Origin of the sequence: Streptomyces sp. KL109B (assembly GCF_030766935.1) — a bacterium.
Lineage (GTDB): Bacteria > Actinomycetota > Actinomycetes > Streptomycetales > Streptomycetaceae > Streptomyces.
The window spans coordinates 364,350-382,946 of sequence record NZ_JASERL010000006.1 but is presented as its reverse complement, the minus strand read 5'-3'; the positions used below and the strand labels follow the sequence as shown (position 1 = coordinate 382,946).

Annotated in this window: 12 protein-coding genes and 1 pseudogene; 4 read left to right on the top strand and 9 right to left on the bottom strand. The window is 71.2% G+C overall.

What is annotated here, in order from left to right:
* Positions 1-73: 73 nt before the first annotated feature.
* Positions 74-1,255 (top strand): annotated as a pseudogene (locus tag RBJ65_RS22500) (SLC13 family permease); the annotation flags it as partial.
* A 33-nt stretch (positions 1,256-1,288) separates the two neighbouring features.
* On the opposite strand, the gene RBJ65_RS22495 reads toward RBJ65_RS22500, so the two are convergent.
* From RBJ65_RS22495 to kdpF, 6 genes are read right to left on the bottom strand one after another with little or no spacing between them, the layout of a single operon-like run.
* Entirely contained in the window at positions 1,289-3,982 is a 2,694-nt protein-coding gene (locus RBJ65_RS22495) for a DUF4118 domain-containing protein (protein WP_306318951.1), read from the bottom strand.
* A 48-nt stretch (positions 3,983-4,030) separates the two neighbouring features.
* Positions 4,031-4,741 carry a response regulator gene (locus RBJ65_RS22490; protein ID WP_306318950.1) on the bottom strand — a complete coding sequence of 237 codons (711 nt, stop codon included), beginning with the start codon at positions 4,739-4,741 and terminating at the stop codon, positions 4,031-4,033.
* The gene (locus RBJ65_RS22485; protein ID WP_306318949.1) at positions 4,741-5,391 is read right to left on the bottom strand and encodes a potassium-transporting ATPase subunit C; all 651 of its coding nucleotides are present in this window, start codon (positions 5,389-5,391) and stop codon (positions 4,741-4,743) included. Before RBJ65_RS22485 ends, RBJ65_RS22490 begins: the two co-directional genes overlap by 1 nt.
* Before the next feature lie 25 nt (positions 5,392-5,416).
* Positions 5,417-7,564, bottom strand: a complete 2,148-nt coding sequence (gene kdpB / locus RBJ65_RS22480; RefSeq protein WP_306318948.1) for a potassium-transporting ATPase subunit KdpB — start codon at positions 7,562-7,564, stop codon at positions 5,417-5,419.
* Positions 7,561-9,225: a potassium-transporting ATPase subunit KdpA gene (gene kdpA, locus RBJ65_RS22475; protein WP_306318947.1), complete on the bottom strand. Its 1,665-nt coding sequence runs from the start codon at positions 9,223-9,225 to the stop codon at positions 7,561-7,563. Before kdpA ends, kdpB begins: the two co-directional genes overlap by 4 nt.
* Positions 9,226-9,233: 8 nt before the next feature.
* The gene (gene kdpF / locus RBJ65_RS22470) at positions 9,234-9,323 is read right to left on the bottom strand and encodes a K(+)-transporting ATPase subunit F (protein WP_018533641.1); all 90 of its coding nucleotides are present in this window, start codon (positions 9,321-9,323) and stop codon (positions 9,234-9,236) included.
* Between the two features lie 393 nt (positions 9,324-9,716).
* On the opposite strand from kdpF, the gene RBJ65_RS22465 reads away from it, so the two are divergent.
* Positions 9,717-9,887: a DUF5999 family protein gene (locus RBJ65_RS22465; protein WP_306318946.1), complete on the top strand. Its 171-nt coding sequence runs from the start codon at positions 9,717-9,719 to the stop codon at positions 9,885-9,887.
* Positions 9,888-9,936: 49 nt separating this feature from the next.
* On the opposite strand, the gene RBJ65_RS22460 is transcribed toward RBJ65_RS22465, so the two are convergent.
* Positions 9,937-11,787, bottom strand: a complete 1,851-nt coding sequence (locus tag RBJ65_RS22460; protein ID WP_306318945.1) for an APC family permease — start codon at positions 11,785-11,787, stop codon at positions 9,937-9,939.
* A 241-nt stretch (positions 11,788-12,028) separates the two neighbouring features.
* Here RBJ65_RS22460 and RBJ65_RS22455 point away from each other — a divergent pair, with 241 nt between their 5' ends.
* A complete protein-coding gene (locus RBJ65_RS22455; RefSeq protein ID WP_306318944.1) occupies positions 12,029-12,553 on the top strand; it encodes a hypothetical protein in 525 nt (174 codons plus the stop codon).
* A 121-nt stretch (positions 12,554-12,674) separates the two neighbouring features.
* Here the strand turns inward: RBJ65_RS22455 and RBJ65_RS22450 are convergent, their stop codons facing one another.
* Both RBJ65_RS22450 and RBJ65_RS22445 read right to left on the bottom strand, forming a co-directional pair.
* Entirely contained in the window at positions 12,675-14,606 is a 1,932-nt protein-coding gene (locus RBJ65_RS22450) for an NAD-binding protein (RefSeq protein ID WP_306318943.1), read from the bottom strand.
* On the bottom strand, positions 14,603-17,161 hold the full coding sequence (locus tag RBJ65_RS22445; protein WP_306318942.1) for an ATP-binding protein: 2,559 nt from the start codon (positions 17,159-17,161) through the stop codon (positions 14,603-14,605). The genes RBJ65_RS22450 and RBJ65_RS22445 overlap by 4 nt, the downstream gene beginning before the upstream one ends.
* 408 nt (positions 17,162-17,569) lie before the next feature.
* Between RBJ65_RS22445 and RBJ65_RS22440 the strand changes: the two genes are divergently transcribed.
* Entirely contained in the window at positions 17,570-18,388 is an 819-nt protein-coding gene (locus tag RBJ65_RS22440) for an SDR family NAD(P)-dependent oxidoreductase (protein WP_306318941.1), read from the top strand.
* The last annotated feature ends 209 nt before the right edge of the window (positions 18,389-18,597 follow it).

The following is an 18,597-nucleotide window of genomic DNA, read 5'->3' as shown; positions in this document are numbered from 1 at the left end:
CTTCCATACTCTCGCCCCAACGATCCCACCCCATCCGCAAAGCAGATTCCGACTTCCGGAATGTCCTTAATGTGTGGTGACCAGCGACCGAAGGCAGGGAAGCCTCGTGTCAGATCAAGTCATCTCCATCATCGGCCTCGTGCTCGTGTTCGTCGTCGCGACCTTCACCAAGGTGCACATGGGCGTCGTCGCCATCGTCGCCGCGTTCGTCGTCGGCACGGCCGTCGCCGGTGAGTCGGCGGACGAGCTCTTCGCCGGGTTCCCCGGCGATCTGTTCGTGGTGCTCGTCGGCGTCACGCTGCTGTTCGCGATCGCCAAGAACAACGGCACCGTGGACTGGCTCGTGCAGGCCTCGACCCGCGCCGTGCGCGGCCGTATCGCCCTCATCCCGTGGGTGATGTTCCTGATCACGGCGGCCCTGACGGCGTCCGGCGCGGTGGTGCCCGGCGCCGTGGGCATCATGGCGCCCATCGGCATGGGCTTCGTCGTGCGCCACAAGATCAACCCGATTCTGATGGGCCTGCTCATCATCAACGGCGCCAGCGCAGGCGGCTTCTCGCCGATCAGCATCTTCGGCACCATCACCAACGGCGTTGTGCAGCGCGAACACCTTCCCGGCAGCGAAGGGATGCTCTTCCTGGGCTCCTTCCTCTTCAACCTGGCGCTCAGCGTGGTCGTGTTCTTCCTGTTCGGCGGCCGGAAGCTGATCGGGCGCCGGGTGGACAGCGCCACCCGCGACACCGGTGGCGGGGGCGGCGGCGTTCCGGCGCAGCCCACCGGCGGCGCCACGGCCACGGTGACCGCCCCGGCACCCGCCCGGGTCGGAACCGAGGAGGAAGTCATCCGCCTCACCCCCGTCCGCGCCCTCACCGTGCTCGGTGTCATCAGCCTCGCCGTCGGCTCCCTCGCCTTCGACCTCGACGTGGGGTTGATGGCGTTCGTCGTCTCGGCGGTGCTGTGCCTCGTCTCCCCCGCCTCCGCGAAGGGGGCCGTCGAGCGCTGTGCCTGGCCGACGGTGCTGCTGGTGTGCGGGATCGTGATGTACGTCAGCCTGATGGACAAGATGGGCACCATCACATGGGCCGGGGAGAGTGTCAGCGACCTCGGTACGCCGCTGGTGTCGGCGCTGCTGATCTGTGTCATCGGCGGCGTGGTGTCGGCGTTCGCCTCCACGACGGGCATCCTCGGCGCCCTCATTCCGCTGGCCGTCCCGTTCCTGGCCGGTGGCGAGATCGGCGCGGTCGGAATGATCACCGCCCTGGCGGTCTCGTCCTCGGTGGTGGACTCCTCACCGTTCTCCACCAGCGGCGCCCTCACCGTGGCGAGCGCCCCGGACGAGCTGCGGGACAACGTCTTCCGGCGCCTGATGGTGTGGGGGCTGAGCATGACCCTGATCGCCCCGCTCGCCACGTGGCTGATCTTCATCATCCCCGGCCAGCTCTGAGTCCACGTACGGCACATCCTGCGCCGGCACCCCCGCCGCCCGCAGCGTCAGCACCATCGTGAGTCCCCCGCCCGGGGTGTCCTCGGCGACGAGGGTGCCGCCCATCGCCTCCGCGAAGCCGCGGGCGACCGCGAGGCCGAGGCCGACGCCCGCGCCGCGCGGGGCGTCGCCGTGGCGCTGGAACGGGGCGAAGATCCGGGTCTTGGCGTCGTCGGGGACGCCGGGCCCGCGGTCCACGACGCGCAGTTCGACGCGGTCGCCGTGGGCGCTCCCCGCGATCAGGACCGGGACGTCGCCGGGGGTGTACTTGACCGCGTTCTCGACGACGTTGCCGACGGAGCGCTCCAGGAGGCCCGGGTCGGCGACCACCATCGGCAGTGTCTCCGGGATGTCGAGGTCGACGAGTGCCAGGGACTCGTCGGGTACGCCGCCCAGCGCCATCGGCACCACCTCGTCGAGGTCGACCTCCCGGACCAGCGGGCGCACCGTGCCGGTCTGGAGGCGGGACATGTCGAGGAGGTTCCCCACGAGGTGGTCGAGGCGGTCGGCGCCCGACTCGATGGCTTCGAGGAGGTCCGCCCGGTCCCGCTCGGACCACTCGATGTCGTGTGAACGCAGCGAGGACACCGACGCCTTGATGCCGGCCAGCGGGGTGCGCAGGTCGTGCGAGACGGCGGCGAGCAGCGCGGTGCGGATGCGGTTGCCCTCGGCGAGCGTACGGGCCGTGTCCGCCTCGGACTTGAGGCGTTCGCGGTCGACGACGACCACGGCCTGGGCGGCGAACGCGGCGAGCACACGCCGGTCCTCGGCGGGCAGCACACGGCCGTGCAGCACCAGGGCCGTGTGATCGCCGACGGGCATGTCCACGTCCGCGTCCTCGGGCCTGCCCGTCGCGAACTCCGGTCCCACCCGGCCCGCGCACGTCCACGGCGAGGTGTCGTCGGCCCGCTCCAGGAGCGCCACGGACTCCATCGCGAAGGTCTCCCGTACGCGGTCCAGGAGCGCCTCCAGGCTCGTCTCGCCGCGCAGCACACTGCCCGCGAGGAACGCGAGCACCTCGGACTCGGCGCGCAGCCGGGCCGCCTGGTGGGTGCGGCGGGCGGCGACGTCGACGACGGAGGCCACCGAGACCGCCACCCCTATGAAGATGGCGAGGGCGAGGATGTTCTTGGGGTCGGCTATCGTCAGCCGGTGGATCGGCGGTGTGTAGAACCAGTTGAGCAGGATCGTGCCGACGGCCGCCGAGCAGAGCGCCGGCAGCAGCCCGCCGAGCAGCGCCGCCGCGACCGTCACCGCGAGGAACAGCAGCATGTCGTTGGCGAGGCCGAGGTGCGGCGCGGCATTGCTGAGCAGGAGCGTGAGCAGGGCGGGCCCGCCGATGCCGGTGGCCCAGCCCCAAGCGCGGCGGCCCCGGCCGATGCCCGCGCGTGCGGCCGGGGCGAGGCCGCGGCCGCTGCCGATCTCGTCGTGGGTGACGAGGTGGACGTCGAGGTCCGGTCCGGAGTCGCGGGCCACGGTGGCTCCGACGCCGGGCCCGAACACGTACTGCCAGGACTTGCGGCGCGAGACACCGAGGACGATCTGGGTGGCGTTCACCCCGCGTGAGAAGTCCAGCAGGGCGGCGGACACGTCGTCGCCGACGACGTGGTGGAAAGTGCCGCCGAGGTCTTCCACGAGGGTGCGCTGGACGGCGAGTTCCTTGGGCGACGCGGCGGTGAGGCCGTCGCTGCGGGCGATGTAGACCGCCAACACCTCGCCGCCCGCGCCCTTTTCGGCGAGGCGTGCCGCGCGCCTGATCAACGTACGCCCTTCGGGGCCTCCGGTGAGGCCGACGACGATGCGTTCGCGGGAGCCCCAGATCTTCGAGACGCGGTGTTCGCTGCGGTACTCCTGGAGGTATTCGTCGACGCGGTCGGCGAGCCACAGCAGCGCCAACTCCCGTAGCGCGGTGAGGTTTCCGGGCCTGAAGTAGTTGGAGAGCGCCGCGTCGACCTTGTCGGGCTTGTAGATGTTGCCGTGGGCCATGCGGCGGCGCAGCGCGTGCGGTGACATGTCGACGAGCTCGACCTGGTCGGCGCGGCGCACGAAGTCGTCGGGGACGGTCTCCTGTTGGCGTACGCCGGTGATGGACTCGACGACGTCGCCGAGGGACTCCAGGTGCTGGATATTGACCGTGGACACGACGTCGATGCCCGCCGCGAGGAGTTCCTCGACGTCCTGCCAGCGCTTGCGGTTGCGGGCGCCTGGGACGTTGGTGTGCGGGAGTTCGTCGACCATGGCGACGGCGGGCCGGCGGGCGAGCACCGCGTCCACGTCCATCTCACTGAACTCGGTGTCCCGGTAGGCGAGTTGCTGCCGCTCGACCTGTTCGAGGCCGTGCAGCAGCACTTCGGTGCGCGGCCGGTCGTGGTGCTCGACGAACGCCACCACGCAGTCGGTGCCGCGTTCGACGCGGCGGTGTGCCTCGGCCAGCATGGCGTAGGTCTTGCCGACGCCTGGGGCGGCACCGAGGTAGATCCTGAGCTTGCCGCGCGCCATCTGCCTGTCAGTTCCCTGTCGGTTGCCGTCGGTTGCCGTCAGTTGTCGTCAGTTGTCGGGGTTCTCGAAGCGGTAGCCCATGCCGGGCTCGGTGATCAGGTACCGGGGGTGCGAGGGGTCGGCCTCCAGCTTGCGCCGTAACTGCGCCATGTAGACGCGTAGATAGTTGGTCTTGTTGCTCCGGGAGGTCCCCCACACCTCCCGGAGCAACTGCTTCTGGCTGACGAGCCGGCCCGGGTTGCACACCAGGATCTCCAGGAGGTGCCACTCGGTGGGTGTCAGTCGTATGTCGCGCCCGCCGCTCGCCGCCTTCTCCGCCCTCTTCACCTTCTTCGCCACGAGGTCGACGGTGAAGTCGTCCGTGGTGACAAGGAGGGTGTCGGGCGCGAGCGGCGCCGTCTCGGTGCGCCGCACGGCGGCCCGCAGCCGGGCCAGGAGTTCGTCCATGCTGAACGGCTTGGTCACGTAGTCGTCGGCGCCCGCGTCGAGGGCCGCGACCTTCTCCTCCGAGGCCCGGCGCGCGGACAGCACCATGATGGGCACGCGGGTCCAGCCGCGCAGCGCCTTGATGACATCGACGCCGTCCATGTCCGGCAGCCCGAGGTCGAGGACCACGACATCGGGCTGCCGGGCGGCGGCCAGCCGGAGCGCGGTGGCTCCGTCCGGTGCCGCGTCGACGCCGAACCGGCGCGCCTGCATGTTGATGACCAGGGCACGGACGAGCTGTGGGTCGTCCTCGACCACCAGGACCCGTGTCATCAGCTCGTGGTGGTCAACTGCTTGAGCGCGACGTTGAGTTCGAGGACGTTGACCCTCGGCTCCCCCATGAACCCGAGCTGCCGGCCGTCCTTGTGCGCGTCGACGAGCTTCTGGACCCGCGCGACGCTCAGGCCGTTGCGCTCCGCGATCCGGTGCACCTGGAGGTCGGCGTACTCCGGGGAGATCGCCGGGTCCAGGCCGGAGCCGGAGGAGGTGACGGCGTCGGCCGGAATGTCCGACGGCTTCACCTTGTACGTCGCCGTGGAGTTGTCCTTGACGACAGCGGCCTTGGCGTCGTTGACCTGCTTGACCAGCTCCTTGTTGTCACCGGAGAGGTTGGTGGCGCCGGAGAGGATCAGCTTGTACTGGGTGTTCACGCTGTTCTCGCCGAGGCCGTTGGACGGCCGGGGCTGGAACCACTTGAGGTCCGGCTTGCCATCCTTGGTGAGGTACGTCTGGCCGATGAGGGAGGAGCCGACGACCTTGCCCTCGGACTTGATCTCGGAACCGTTGGCCTTGTCGTGGAAGGCGGCCTGTGCGATACCGGTGACGGCGAGCGGGTAGAGCACGCCACAGACGACCGTCAGGACGATCAGGGCGCGCAGCCCCGCCCACAGCAACCGGCCCGTGTTTCCTACCGTGTTGTTCATGGTGATCAGCAACGCTTTCTGGAGGTCAAAGACCGGGGATCAGGGAGATGAGGAGGTCGATGAGCTTGATGCCGATGAACGGCGCGACGAGCCCGCCCAGGCCGTAGATCCCGAGGTTGCGACGGAGCAGCTTGTCCGCGCTCACCGGCCGGTACTGGACGCCCTTCAGGGCGAGCGGGACCAGCGCGATGATGATGATCGCGTTGAAGACGACCGCGGAGAGGATCGCGGAGTCGGGCGAGGACAGACCCATGATGTTGAGCTTGTCCAGGCCGGGGTAGACCGCCGCGAACAGCGCCGGGATGATCGCGAAGTACTTCGCGACGTCGTTGGCGATCGAGAAGGTCGTCAACGCGCCCCGGGTGATGAGGAGTTGCTTGCCGATCTCGACGATCTCGATGAGCTTGGTCGGGTTCGAGTCGAGGTCGACCATGTTGCCGGCCTCCTTCGCGGCCGACGTACCGGTGTTCATCGCGACACCCACGTCCGCCTGCGCGAGCGCGGGCGCGTCGTTGGTGCCGTCACCGGTCATCGCGACGAGCTTGCCGCCCGCCTGCTCCCGCTTGATGAGCGCCATCTTGTCCTCGGGAGTGGCCTCCGCGAGGAAGTCGTCGACGCCCGCCTCGTCGGCGATCGCCTTGGCGGTCAGCGGGTTGTCACCCGTGATCATGACGGTCTTGATGCCCATGCGGCGCAGCTCGACGAACCGCTCGCGCATGCCGTCCTTGACGACGTCCTTGAGGTGGATGACACCGAGCACGCGGGCGCCCTCGGAGTCCTCGACCGCCACGAGCAGCGGCGTACCGCCCGCCTCGGAGATCCGGTTGGAGAGGGTGTCGGCGTCGTCGGCGACGCGGCCGCCGCGCTCCTCGACCCAGGCGATGACCGAACCGGCCGCGCCCTTGCGGATCTTGCGCCCGTCGACGTCCACACCCGACATGCGGGTCTGGGCGGTGAACTCGATCCACTCGGCGCCGGTCAGCTCGCCCTGGTGGCGCTCGCGAAGCCCGTACTTCTCCTTGGCGAGGACGACGACGGAGCGGCCCTCGGGCGTCTCGTCGGACAGCGACGACAGCTGGGCCGCGTCGGCGACCTCGGCCTCGGTGGTGCCACGTACGGGCACGAACTCGGCGGCCTGCCGGTTGCCGAGGGTGATGGTGCCGGTCTTGTCGAGCAGCAGCGTCGACACATCACCGGCGGCCTCCACGGCCCGGCCTGACATGGCGAGCACGTTGCGCTGCACGAGCCGGTCCATGCCGGCGATGCCGATCGCGGAGAGCAGCGCGCCGATGGTGGTCGGGATCAGACACACCAGCAGGGCGACGAGGACGACCATGCTGAGGTGCTTGCCCGCGTAGTCCGCGAACGGCGGCAGGGTGGCGACGGCCAGCAGGAAGACGATGGTCAGCGAGGCCAGCAGGATGTTGAGCGCGACCTCGTTCGGGGTCTTCTGCCGGGCCGCGCCCTCCACCAGGTTGATCATGCGGTCGATGAAGGTCTCGCCGGGCTTCGTCGTGACCTTGATGACGATGCGGTCGGAGAGCACCTTCGTACCGCCGGTGACCGCGGACCGGTCGCCGCCGGACTCGCGGATGACCGGGGCGGACTCGCCGGTGATGGCCGACTCGTCGACGGAGGCCACGCCCTCGACGACGTCGCCGTCACCGGGGATGACATCACCGGCCTCGCAGACGACCAGGTCGCCGATCTTCAGCTCCGTGCCGGGAACCTGCTCCTCGGTGGAGCCGGTGAGCCGGCGCGCCACGGTGTCGGTCTTCGCCTTGCGCAGCGTGTCGGCCTGCGCCTTGCCGCGGCCCTCGGCGACGGCCTCCGCCAGGTTCGCGAAGATCACCGTCAGCCACAGCCAGGCGCTGATCGCCCAGCCGAACCAGTCGGTGGGGTCGGTGAAGGAGAACACCGTCGTCAGGACGGACCCGATGAGCACCACGAACATCACGGGCGACTTGACCATGACGCGCGGGTCGAGCTTGCGGCAGGCGTCGGGCAGCGACTTCAGCAGCTGCTTGGGGTCGAAGAGACCCGCGCCGACCTTGCCGGCGCCGTCCTGACCCGGCTTGTGCCCGGTGGGCACGTCCTGGTGGGGCGCCCTGGTGGGTGTGGCAGTGGACATCGCGTCCTCGGTTTCCTCTGGTTCCTTTATACGTACGGTCATGACGCGAGCCCTTCCGCGAGCGGGCCGAGCGCGAGCGCCGGGAAGTACGTCAGGCCGGTGATGATCAGGAGCGTGCCGACCAGCAGGCCGGTGAAGAGCGGCTTGTGGGTGCGCAGGGTGCCCGCGGTGGCCGGGATCGGCTTCTGCTCGGCCAGCGAACCGGCGAGCGCGAGCACGAACACCATCGGCAGGAAGCGGCCGAGCAGCATCGCGATGCCGATCGTGGTGTTGAACCACTGGGTGTCGGCGGACAGGCCCGCGAAGGCGGAACCGTTGTTGTTGGCGCCGGACGTGTACGCGTACAGGATCTCGGAGAAGCCGTGCGCCCCGGAGTTGAGCATGGAGTTCGGCGGCGTCGGCAGGGCCATCGAGATCGACGTGAAGACGAGCACGAGGGCCGGCGTGATGAGGATGTAGCAGGCCGCGAACTTGATCTCGCGGGTGCCGATCTTCTTGCCGAGGTACTCGGGCGTGCGGCCCACCATCAGGCCCGCGATGAACACCGCGATGATCGCCATGATCAGCATGCCGTAGAGGCCGGATCCGACACCGCCGGGCGCGATCTCGCCGAGCTGCATGCCCAGCAGGTTGAGGCCGCCGCCGAGTCCGGTGTTGGAGGAGTGGAAGGAGTTGACCGCGCCGGTCGAGGTGAGCGTCGTGGAGATCGAGAAGATCGCCGACGCGCCGATGCCGAAGCGGGTCTCCTTGCCCTCCATCGCGCCGCCCGCGGCGTCGAACGCCGGGCCGTGGTGGTTGAACTCGGTCCACATCATCAGCGCGATGAAGCCGACCCAGATGGTCGCCATCGTCGCGAGGATCGCGTACCCCTGCTTGACCGAGCCGACCATGGTGCCGAAGGTGCGGGTCAGGGCGAACGGGATGACGAGGATCAGGAAGATCTCGAAGAGGTTCGAGAACGCGTTGGGGTTCTCGAAGGGGTGGGCGGAGTTGGCGTTGAAGTAGCCGCCGCCGTTGGTGCCCAGCTCCTTGATGACTTCCTGGGAGGCGACGGCGCCGCCGTTCCACTGCTGCGAGCCGCCCATGAACTGGCCGACGGAGTGGATGCCGGAGAAGTTCTGGATGGCGCCGCAGGCGACGAGGATCAGCGCGCCCACGACCGCGATCGGGACGAGGATTCGGACGACGCCGCGCACCAGGTCGGACCAGAAGTTGCCCAGCTCACCGGTGCGGGAGCGGGCGAAACCGCGGACGAGCGCGACCGCCACGGCGATCCCCACGGCCGCCGAGACGAAGTTCTGCACGGCGAGGCCACCGGTCTGCACGACGTGGCCCATGGCCTGCTCGCCGTAGTACGACTGCCAGTTGGTGTTGGCGACGAAAGACGCCGCCGTGTTGAAGGCCTGGTCCGGGTCGATCGACGAGAAGCCGAGCGAGCCGGGCAGGCTGCCCTGGATCCGCTGGAGCAGGTACAGGAACAGGACGCTCATGGCGGAGAAGGCGAGGACGCCGCGCAGGTAGGCGGTCCAGCGCATCTCGGCATCGGGGTTGGCGCCGATGCCCTTGTAGATCCACTTCTCCACCCGCAGGTGCTTGGAGGAGGAGTAGACCCGGGCCATGTAGTCGCCGAGGGGGCGGTACGCCAGTGCGAGCGCCGCTATCAGCGCGAGCAGCTGGAGTACGCCGGCGAGTTCGGGGCTCATATCTGTGCTCAGAACCTCTCCGGGTAGATGAGGGCGAGGACGAGATAGCCCAGGAGGGCGACGGCCACGACGAGGCCGACGATGTTCTCGGCGGTCACAGCTTGGTCACCCCCTTGGCGACGAGTGCCACCAGCGCGAACACCGCGATCGTGGTGACAACGAAGGCCACGTCGGCCATCGTGAGCTCCCTGGTTGAAGGACTTGATTCGGAACGTGATTCCGAACGGGAATCGGAACTGACACACAGAGGAAACCCCCGGTCAGGGGCGGATTCGAGCCCCATTGACGGCTCCCATACGCCGCCGTGTGCGCCCTTGACGCGTCTCTTACGCGGGGGTGGCCCGGCGGTGCTTGCGCGGGGTGCCCGGCGGCCGCGTCCTGGCTCTGTCCGGGGACTGTCCCGGAGCTGTCACACTCGGCCCCGGGCTCTGGCCGACGGGCCGCGCCGCGCGCATCGTCGAAGCAGGAAACAGCTCACCTGGAGGTGCGCCATGTGTGACCACCAACCCGCGTGCACGAGCCCGGAGCACGTCGTCGCCTCCCACCCGGAACAGGGCTGGAGCCTGCGCTGCGACGGCACGATCGTCTTCGACGACACGGGTGAGCTGCTGCCCGACGGACGGGTCGTGGACCCGCACGGGGCGTACGCGGTCGCGGCCTGAGGCCGGACGACAAGACACGTCAGGACGTGTCAGGACGTGTCAGGACGTGTCAGGACAGCTTGAAGCGCAGCCGGCAGATGACCGCGTCGGTGTCCCTGCGCACGGCGTGCGCGACGACCGCGCCGCGCTGGTTCTGGAGCAGCCGCTGCCAGGCCTGCCCCGGTTCGGCCTCCGGGATGAGCACGGTCACGCGCGTGCCGGGCTCGGCCGCTTCGCGTACGTACGCGGCGACGGGCCTGCCGAGGGTGCGGCGCTCGGACGGCAGCCGGACCAGGTCGACGCCCGGGTCCCACAGCGCCCAGTCCCGGGTGAGCGCCTCGCTCGCGGCCCGGTCCTCCGGGTCGTCGTGCACGACGGTGACGGCGCGCACCTCGTCGCCGAGCGAGTTCGCCGCGGTCAGCGCCTCGCTGGTGAGCCGGGAGATGCCGGAGACCGGGACGATGACGAGGGAGCGGGCGTGCGTCGGGCACTCCGGGATCCGGCCGAGCCCGAGCCGCTCGCCGATCCGGTCGTACGCGCGGCGCACGGCCTGGAACGCGAGGACGAGCACGGGCAGCGCGACCACGATCAGCCAGGCCCCGTCGTGGAACTTGGTGGCAGTGACGACGACCGCGGACACCCCGGTGAGTAGGGCGCCGAACCCGTTGAGCAGTGCCTTCCCCAGCGAACCCGGCACACCGCGCCAGTGGAGCACCATGCCGACCTGCGCGATGGTGAAGCCGATGAAGACACCGATCGCGAAGAGCGGCACGAGGGTGTTGGTGTCTCCGCCGGAGAAGACCAGTAGGGCGGCCGAGACACCGGCGAGGGTGAGGACACCGTGCCGGTGGACCTGGCGGTCGGCCTTGAGGGCGAAGACGTGCGGCAGATAGTTGTCGCGGGCGAGCAGCTTCAGCAGCACCGGGAGCCCGCCGAACGACGTGTTCGCGGAGAGCGCCAGCAGGATCATCGTCGCGAACTGCACGACGTAGAAAGCCCAGTTGTGGCCGAGGGAGGCGTCCGCGAGCTGCGCGAGGACGGTGACACCTGCCACCGGCTGGAGGTGGAACCGCGAGATGAGCACACTCAGCCCGACGAGCATGACCCCGAGGACCGCGCCGAGCGCGATCTCCGCGTGCTGCGCGCGGCGGGCGCGCGGGGTGCGGAACTGCGGTACGGCGTTGGCGATGGCCTCGACGCCGGTCAGCGCCGAGCAGCCGGAGGCGAACGCCTTCAGCAGGAGCAGCGCGCCGACGGTGGTGGCGTTGTCGGCGAGGACCGAGGCATGTCCCGCGGCGGCCTCGGTGGACACGGGCGCATCCCGAAAAAGCCCGATCACGATCAACGTGAGGATCGAGACGACGAATATCGCCGTCGGCGCGATGAAGGCGCGTGCCGAGTCGACGATGCCGCGCAGGTTCACGGCGGTGATCAGTGCGAGCACGGCCAGACAGATCCACAGCCGCTCGCCGTACAGCTCCGGGAACGCGGAGGTGAGTGCGGCGACCCCGGCGGTCACGGCGACGGCGACATTCAGCACGTAGTCGAGGACGAGGGACGCGGCGGCCACGAGGCTGGTGCGCGCGCCGAGGTGCTTCTTCGCGACGGCGTACGAGCCGCCGCCGTCCGGGAACGCGGCGATGACCTGCCGGTAGGAGGCGACGAGCACGGCGAGCAGCGCGGCGATCGCGAGGGTGACGGGGAGCGTGAAGCCGAGGCCGTGGGCGCCGGCGGCGGCCAGGACCAGGACGATCGCCTCGGGGCCGTACGCGACGGAGGCCATGGCGTCGAGGGAGAGCGCGGCGAGACCGGTGAGCGCGGTGAGGCGGTGCCGGTCGCTGCTCGCGGGATCAGGGGGTTCCTCGGCGGCGGTCGCGGTGGCCGCGGTGACGTCCGCGGTTTCGGTGGCCTGGGTTGTCATGGGAGTCCTACTCGCGGTCGGGGGCGGTCGCCCGGTGGAACGGTTCGGCCAGGTTGTGCCCGTGGACCGGCGACGGCGGCGCCTCCTAGCGGGATCTTCGCGGTCGCTCCGGCGAACTTGACGCACCGTTGACAGCGCCCCAGGCCGGGCGGCACGCGCGCGTCAAGAAGGCGTACAGGGAGCCGTTCGGACCGCATCAAGACTGCGGACGGCGCCGGATCGACTGCTTAGCGTCGACGGCATGGCAGACATCTTCAGCGCGGCGGACCTCACGAGCGCGAGCGACGAGCGGTGGGCCGGCGAAGCACGCGGCGCGGTGTGGTGCGGTGCGACGCTGTGCGCGCTGCTGCTCGGGATCGACACCCTGTCGGGTCAACTCTCCGCGTGGCGCTGCGCGTTGTGGCTGGGTCTCGGCGTCGCACTGACCGTGGTGCTGCTGCCCGCCCGGATCACCGCAACGCCGGACCGGCTCACCGTGCGCGGGCTGTGGCGGCGGCACACGGTGCGCACGGACCGGCTGGTGTCGGTGCGCTGCGTGGACGGCGTCGCGCAACGCCTCGTGCTGCGCGACGAGTTGGGCGGCCGGGTCGAGATCGACCCACAGGTCCTCGTCGCCAATCCCCCGCTGTGGCGGCTGCTCGACGACGCCGCCCGGGTCTCGGAGCGGCGCGGGCTGCTGCTGTGCGGCGGGACGGCGCTGCGCACGCTGGCGCGGCGGGTGGACGGGGAGCTGGCGCGGACGGTGTTCCGGGTGTCGGGGCTCTGAGGCGTTGCCGGGTTGCGGGCGCTCAGGCGTTCCCGGGCTGCGGGCGCTCAGGAACTCCCGGGTTGCGGGCGCTCAGGAACTCCCGGCTCTCGGGGCCCGGAGGCCCGCCCCCGCTCCGGTATCACCTGCGGCCCGGCGGATGCGGCTGTACTCCCGTCATCAGGACGTCAAGGCCGCGCCGGGTCGTCGCGAGGACCACGCGGTCGCCGGCCCGCAGCGCCCGGCCGTGCGGCGGGCGCCAGTCGAAGCCGTGCCGGGTGGTGTCCACGCGGATGCCGCCGAGGGTGTCGGTGGCCGTTGCGGCGGGCGGCCCCGCCCTGCCGACGGCGAGCACCCGCCACTCGTTGACGCGGAACGCGGCGTGCACGCTGCGCCCCTCCAGCTCCGGGTGACCCGCCACGTCGACGACGGTGAACAGCAGCGAACCACGCTCCACCGGCATCACACCCAGCACGTGCCGCCCCATCATCGCCGCCGCGAACGAGGGCGCCGCGAGCGCGGACACGGAGCGGCTGCGGGTGAGGGCGTGCGGGTAGGAGGCGCGCAGGGTGCGCTGCACGGTGGCCGCGAAGTCGTCGTCGTACAGCCGCATGACAACGCGTACGGACGGATTGGCCTCGCGGGCCGTCATCACGATGTCGAGGTTCTCGCCGTCGTCGCGGGTGAGCACGAGGACCGAGCGGCTGTGCCGGATGCGCGCCTGGTCGAGGACCTCGGCGTGCGCGGCGTCGCCGACGATCAGCGGTACGCCGAGTGAGCGGGCGAACTCGACGCCGCGCGCGTGCGGATCGCGTTCGACGGCGACGACGCGGTGGCCGCTGGCGCTGAGGTGGGCGAGGACCCGGGTGCCGATCTTGCCGAGTCCCACGACGACGATGTGGTCGGCGAGGTCGTCACCCGGCGGGTGGGTGGTGGACGCGGCGCGGAAGGCGACGGTGGCGTTGAAGGTGGCGGCCACGACGAGCGGCAGGATCGCGAGGCCGACGAAGCCGGCGATGATCTGGAGCCAGCGCCGCCCCGTGCCGTCGTCGGTGGCGGGGTCGCCCATGGTGAAGATGTCGAGCAGCGGCAGGAAGAAGTTCTTCCACCAGACGTCCTGCTCGGTGCAGACCCACGTGGCCACCGACAACAGCGCCTCGACCGCGAACAGCGCGCCGAAGACGGCGAGCACCTCGCGGCTCAGGAACACCCTCAGCGGTAGGTGCGCGAGGCGGGCACGCACCCAGGACCCCACCCCCAACCGCCGCTCTCGGCCCGGCAGTTCATGCGTGACCCGCTGACTCTGCGCGACCTCCTCCAGCATCAGGCGGCCGTGCGTGAACTGACGGCGGTCGGCGGTTTGGGTGTCGGGCAGCAGCTGGGTGCCCTCGGCTCCGGGCGTCTCGTGGCTGTCCGAGCCCGCCGGGTCGTCGGCGTCGGCGCCGGACAGTATGGCGAGGGTGGCCAGGTCGCCGGGCTGGGGCGAGGTGGCGGCGGGGCGCACGACGCCGCGCAGCACCTTGCCCTCGACGAGCAGCGTGGGGCCGTGGCCGAGGGCGGCTGCCGCGACGAGTTCGGGCACGGCGGTGTCGGCGTCGGACAGCACCGTGGTCGACATGTCGAGCGACTGGTCGCCGGGGGCGCACTGTTCGGCGGCGGCCCGGTCGAGGAGGCGTTCCAGGTGGCGGCCGCGCTCGCGGTGGAACATCCGGATGACGAGGCGGATCTGCGGGTTGAGGCCGCGGGCGAGCAGCGCCGCCGTCATATTGGTCTGGTCGTCGCGGTAGCCGAGGGCGAGCGCGGCGGCGCGCTCGACTCCGGCCGCCCGCAGTGTCTGCTCGTCGGGGCGTGCGGAGACGAGGAGTTCGATCGGCGAGTGCGGGTCGCGGTGCAGCGCGGCGATCTCGGCGCCGTGTTCGTCGCGGCGGCTCGGCAGGACGACGGTCACGGCCTCGCCGCACACCGCGTCCAGTTCGACGGCGAGGCGGTGGGCGAGGCCGTCGTCGCCACAGATGACCATGTGCTGCGAGCGGGCGCCCTGCTGTCCCGTACGCAGATGGAGAGTTGATGTCATGCCGGGGTGACCGCCTGGTGGTGGGGTACGTGGAGTGCGGGGGCGAAGGGCAGCGACAGGACCATGGTCAGTCCGCCGCCCGGGGTGTCCTCCGGGGCGAGGGTGCCGTCCATGGCCTCGGTGAGCCCTCGCGCGAGGGCGAGGCCGAGGCCGAGGCCGGTGGTGTTGTCGGTGTCGCCGAGCCGCTGGAACGGTTCGAAGAGCCGCTCGCGGTCCCCGGCCGGAACGCCCGGTCCCCGGTCGACGACCCGCACCTCGACGCGGCCCGCGTGCGCGCTGGCGGTGACGACGACCTTGCGGCCCTGCGGGGTGTGCCGGGCGGCGTTGTTCACGAGGTTGGCGAGGACGCGTTCCAGGAGGGGCGGGTCGGCGAGCACCGGCGGCACCTCCTGGAGGTCGCCCGCCTCGATGCCCGCCGCGCCGTCCGGCAGCGTGTCGAGCGCGCCCGGCAGCACCTCCTCCAGGGCGGTGGCCCGCAGGTCGAGGCGCACGGCGCCCGCTTCGAGGCGGGCCAGGTCGAGCAGGTTCTCCACGAGCCGGTTCAGCCGGGCCATCGACGCGTCGGCGGTGGCGAGGAGTTCGGCCCGGTCGTCCGCGGAGAAGTCGACGTCGGCACTGCGCAACGAGGCGACGGCGGCCCAGCCCGCGGCGAGCGGCGTCCGCAGATCGTGCCCGACGGCCCGCAACAGTGCGGTCCGCATCCGGTCGGCCGCCTTCACCGGCTCCACCTCGGCCACGGCCTCCGCGAGCCGCGCCCGTTCGACGGCGGCGCCCACGTGCGCGGCGAACGCGGTGAGCACGCGCCGGTCGGCGGCGGGCAACTGGCGCCCGCGGAGGACGAGTTCGTGGGCGGGGCCAGCGGGAACGCGGGTGAGGGTGGTGGGCGCGCGACCACCACCGGCCCGGCCGGAGGGCTCGTGGTGGTCCCGCTCCCGGCCGTCTCCGAGCGCCACCAGTTCCGCCGCCTCCGCCCCGAACGCCTCACGGGTGCGTTCCAGGAGTGCCGGGATCGTCGCCCCGCCGCGCACGATCGTTCCTGCGAGGGAGGACATGGTTTCCGCTTCCGCCGTGGCGCGGGCCGAGCGGCGGGAGAGGCGCAGGGAACGGTCGACGACGGCCGCGACGGTGGCCGCCACCACCGCGAAGACCGCCACCGCGAGCACCGCGTTGGGCTCGTCGAGGGTGAAGTGGCCGATGGGCGGGATGAACCAGTAGTTGAGCAGGAGCGAGGCCGTGACGGACGCCACCACCGCCGAGGCCACTCCCCCTATGCACGCGACGCCCACCACGGCGAGCAGGAACAGCAGCGCCTCGCTGGTCAGGTCGAGCGCGGAGCGCGCCCCCTCCGCGGCCAGGAGCCAGGTCAGCGCGAGCGGCAGCAGCAGCCCGGCGACCGGGCCCGCGACGCGGCGCGTCCTGGACAGCGTACGGCGGCGCGAGGGCAACAGCGTGCCGTGGCCCGCGCGTTCGTGGGTGACGGTGTGGACGTCGATGTCGCCGGAGCGGGCGACGACGGTCTCGCCGGTGCCGCGCCCGGTGAGGAAGCGTTCGAGCCTGCGGCGGCGGCTGGTGCCGAGGACGAGCTGTGTGGCGTTCTCCGCGCGCGCGAACTCCACGAGGGCGCTCGCCACGTCGTCGCCGACCACGGAGTGGTAGCTGCCGCCGAGGTCCTCGACGAGCTGCCGCTGGCGGGCGAGCGCGGCGTACGAGGCACCGGCGGCGAGGCCGTCGCTGCGCGCGATGTGCACGGCGAGCAGGTCGCCGCCCGCCGCCCGGTCTGCGATGCGGGCCGCGCGGCGGATCAGCGTGTCGCCCTCGGGACCGCCGGTCAGGGCGACCACGACCCGCTCACGTGTCTCCCAGACACCCCCGATGCGGTGTTCGGAACGGTAGGCCACCAACGCCTCGTCGACCCGGTCGGCGACCCAGAGGAGCGCCAACTGCCGCAGCGCGGTGAGGTTTCCGGGGCGGAAGTAGTCGGCGAGCGCGGCGTCGACCTTCTCGGGCGGGTGGATGTTGCCGTGCGCCATGCGGCGGCGCAGCCCTTCCGGCGGCAGGTCGACGAGCTCGATCTGGTCGGCGCGGCGCACGACCTCGTCGGGCACCGTCTCCGCCTGCGGCACCTTGGTGATCTTCTCGACGACGTCGTTGAGGGAGGCGAGGTGCTGGATGTTGACGGCCGTGACGACGTCGATGCCGGCCGCGAGCAGTTCCTCGACGTCCTGCCAGCGCTTGGCGTTGCGGCCGCCGCCGGGCACGTTGGTGTGCGCGAGTTCGTCGACGACGGCGACCTCGGGTCGGCGCGCGAGCAGCGCGGACACGTCGAACTCGGTGTACCCGCCGCCCCGGTACGCGCACGGGGTGCGCGGCAGCTGTTCGAGCCCGCCGAGCATCGCCTCGGTGTGCGGCCGCCCGTGGCACTCGGCGACGCCGACCACCACGTCGGCGCCGCGCGCGGCTCTGCGCCGCGCCTCGTCGAGCATCCGGTACGTCTTGCCGACGCCCGGAGCGGCCCCCAGGTAGACCTTCAGGCGGCCTCGTGTCACCTCACTCATGCCTCCAAAGAAAGCCCTATGAGGGCGAGTTGGTCGCGTACGTTGTCGCATCCTTGGCGGCTCCTTGGCGTGGGCGGCCGTCGCGTTGACACCGTCTTGACGGACGGCCGCCGCCCCTCCCTCTCTCCCGCCTCCTCGCCATCAGGGCCTCGTAAGGAAACCCCCGACACCATTGCCGCGGCCCCCGCGACCCGCTGAGATGGACAGCGTGAACAGCGAGTGGCTCCTGCTCGACCGGCCGCCTCATCCGGCCCCCGGTCGCACGCCCCGCTGCCCGCGCATGCGCTGACGCATCCGCGCGACCCGGGGCGCCCCGATCCGGATCGGGGCGCCCCTTTCGCATCCCGTATCAGCCCGTACGTCGCCGCCGCCCACCGGCACGGCCGTACCCGCCCCCTTGGAAGACCCATGTCTGCATCCAGCCTTTCCGGCCGCACCGTTCTGGTCACCGGAGCCACCTCCGGCATCGGCTACGAGACGGCGCGCCTGCTCGCCGAGCGCGGAGCCACGGTGCTCGTGCACGGGCGCACCGCCGAAGAGGCACGCGCCGCGACCGACAAGCTGATCGCGACGGCCGGGGTGAACGCGCAGCAACTCTGCTCGCTCGCCGCGGACTTCGCGCACCTCGGCGAGGTCGAGACCCTCGCGCACAAGGTGGTGCACGAGCACCCGCACCTCGACGTCCTCGTCAACAACGCCGGCATGGCCGCCCCCGAGCGGCACACCATCACGGCGGACGGCAACGAGATCGCCTTCCAGGTCAACTTCCTCTCCCACTACCTGCTGACGTGTCTGCTGGAGCCGGCGCTGACCACAGACCCGGGCGGCCGCGTCGTCAACGTGTCGTCCTCGCTGCACCGCACCGGCAACATCCAGTGGAACGACCCGAACCGGGGCCGCCGCTACTCCCGCCTCGCCGCGTACGCGCAGGCGCAGTTGGCGCTCACCGTCTTCGCGGCGGACCCGCGGGTCACCGCCGTGTCCGTGCACCCGGGCGTCTGCGAGACGGCGCTGCTCCCGCTCTACGCCCACGAAGGTGTGACCCCCGCCGAGGGCGCCGCACACGTGGCACGCCTCTGCGACCCGGCGGTGGAGATCGTCAACGGCGCCTATTACGACCGCGCCGAGCGCGTGGACCCGGCCCCCGCCGCCCGCGAGCACCGCACCGTCAAGCGCCTCAACAAGCTGGCCGACCTGCTGGTCGGCCGCGCCACCAACACCGTATGAACACCCCTCACCAGCAGAGGAGTTGACCGTCATGTCCAAGCGGTCCCGGAAGAAGAAGGCACGCCGGAAGAAGAAGGCGAACCACGGCAGCAAGGCCGGTCAGCGCTGACCTGACAGCGCTGACCGGCCGACCTCGACCGGGGCGGTGCCGGCGCATCCCCATGCCCGCCGGCACCGCCCCTCTCGCACACCCACACCCCCGAAAGAGG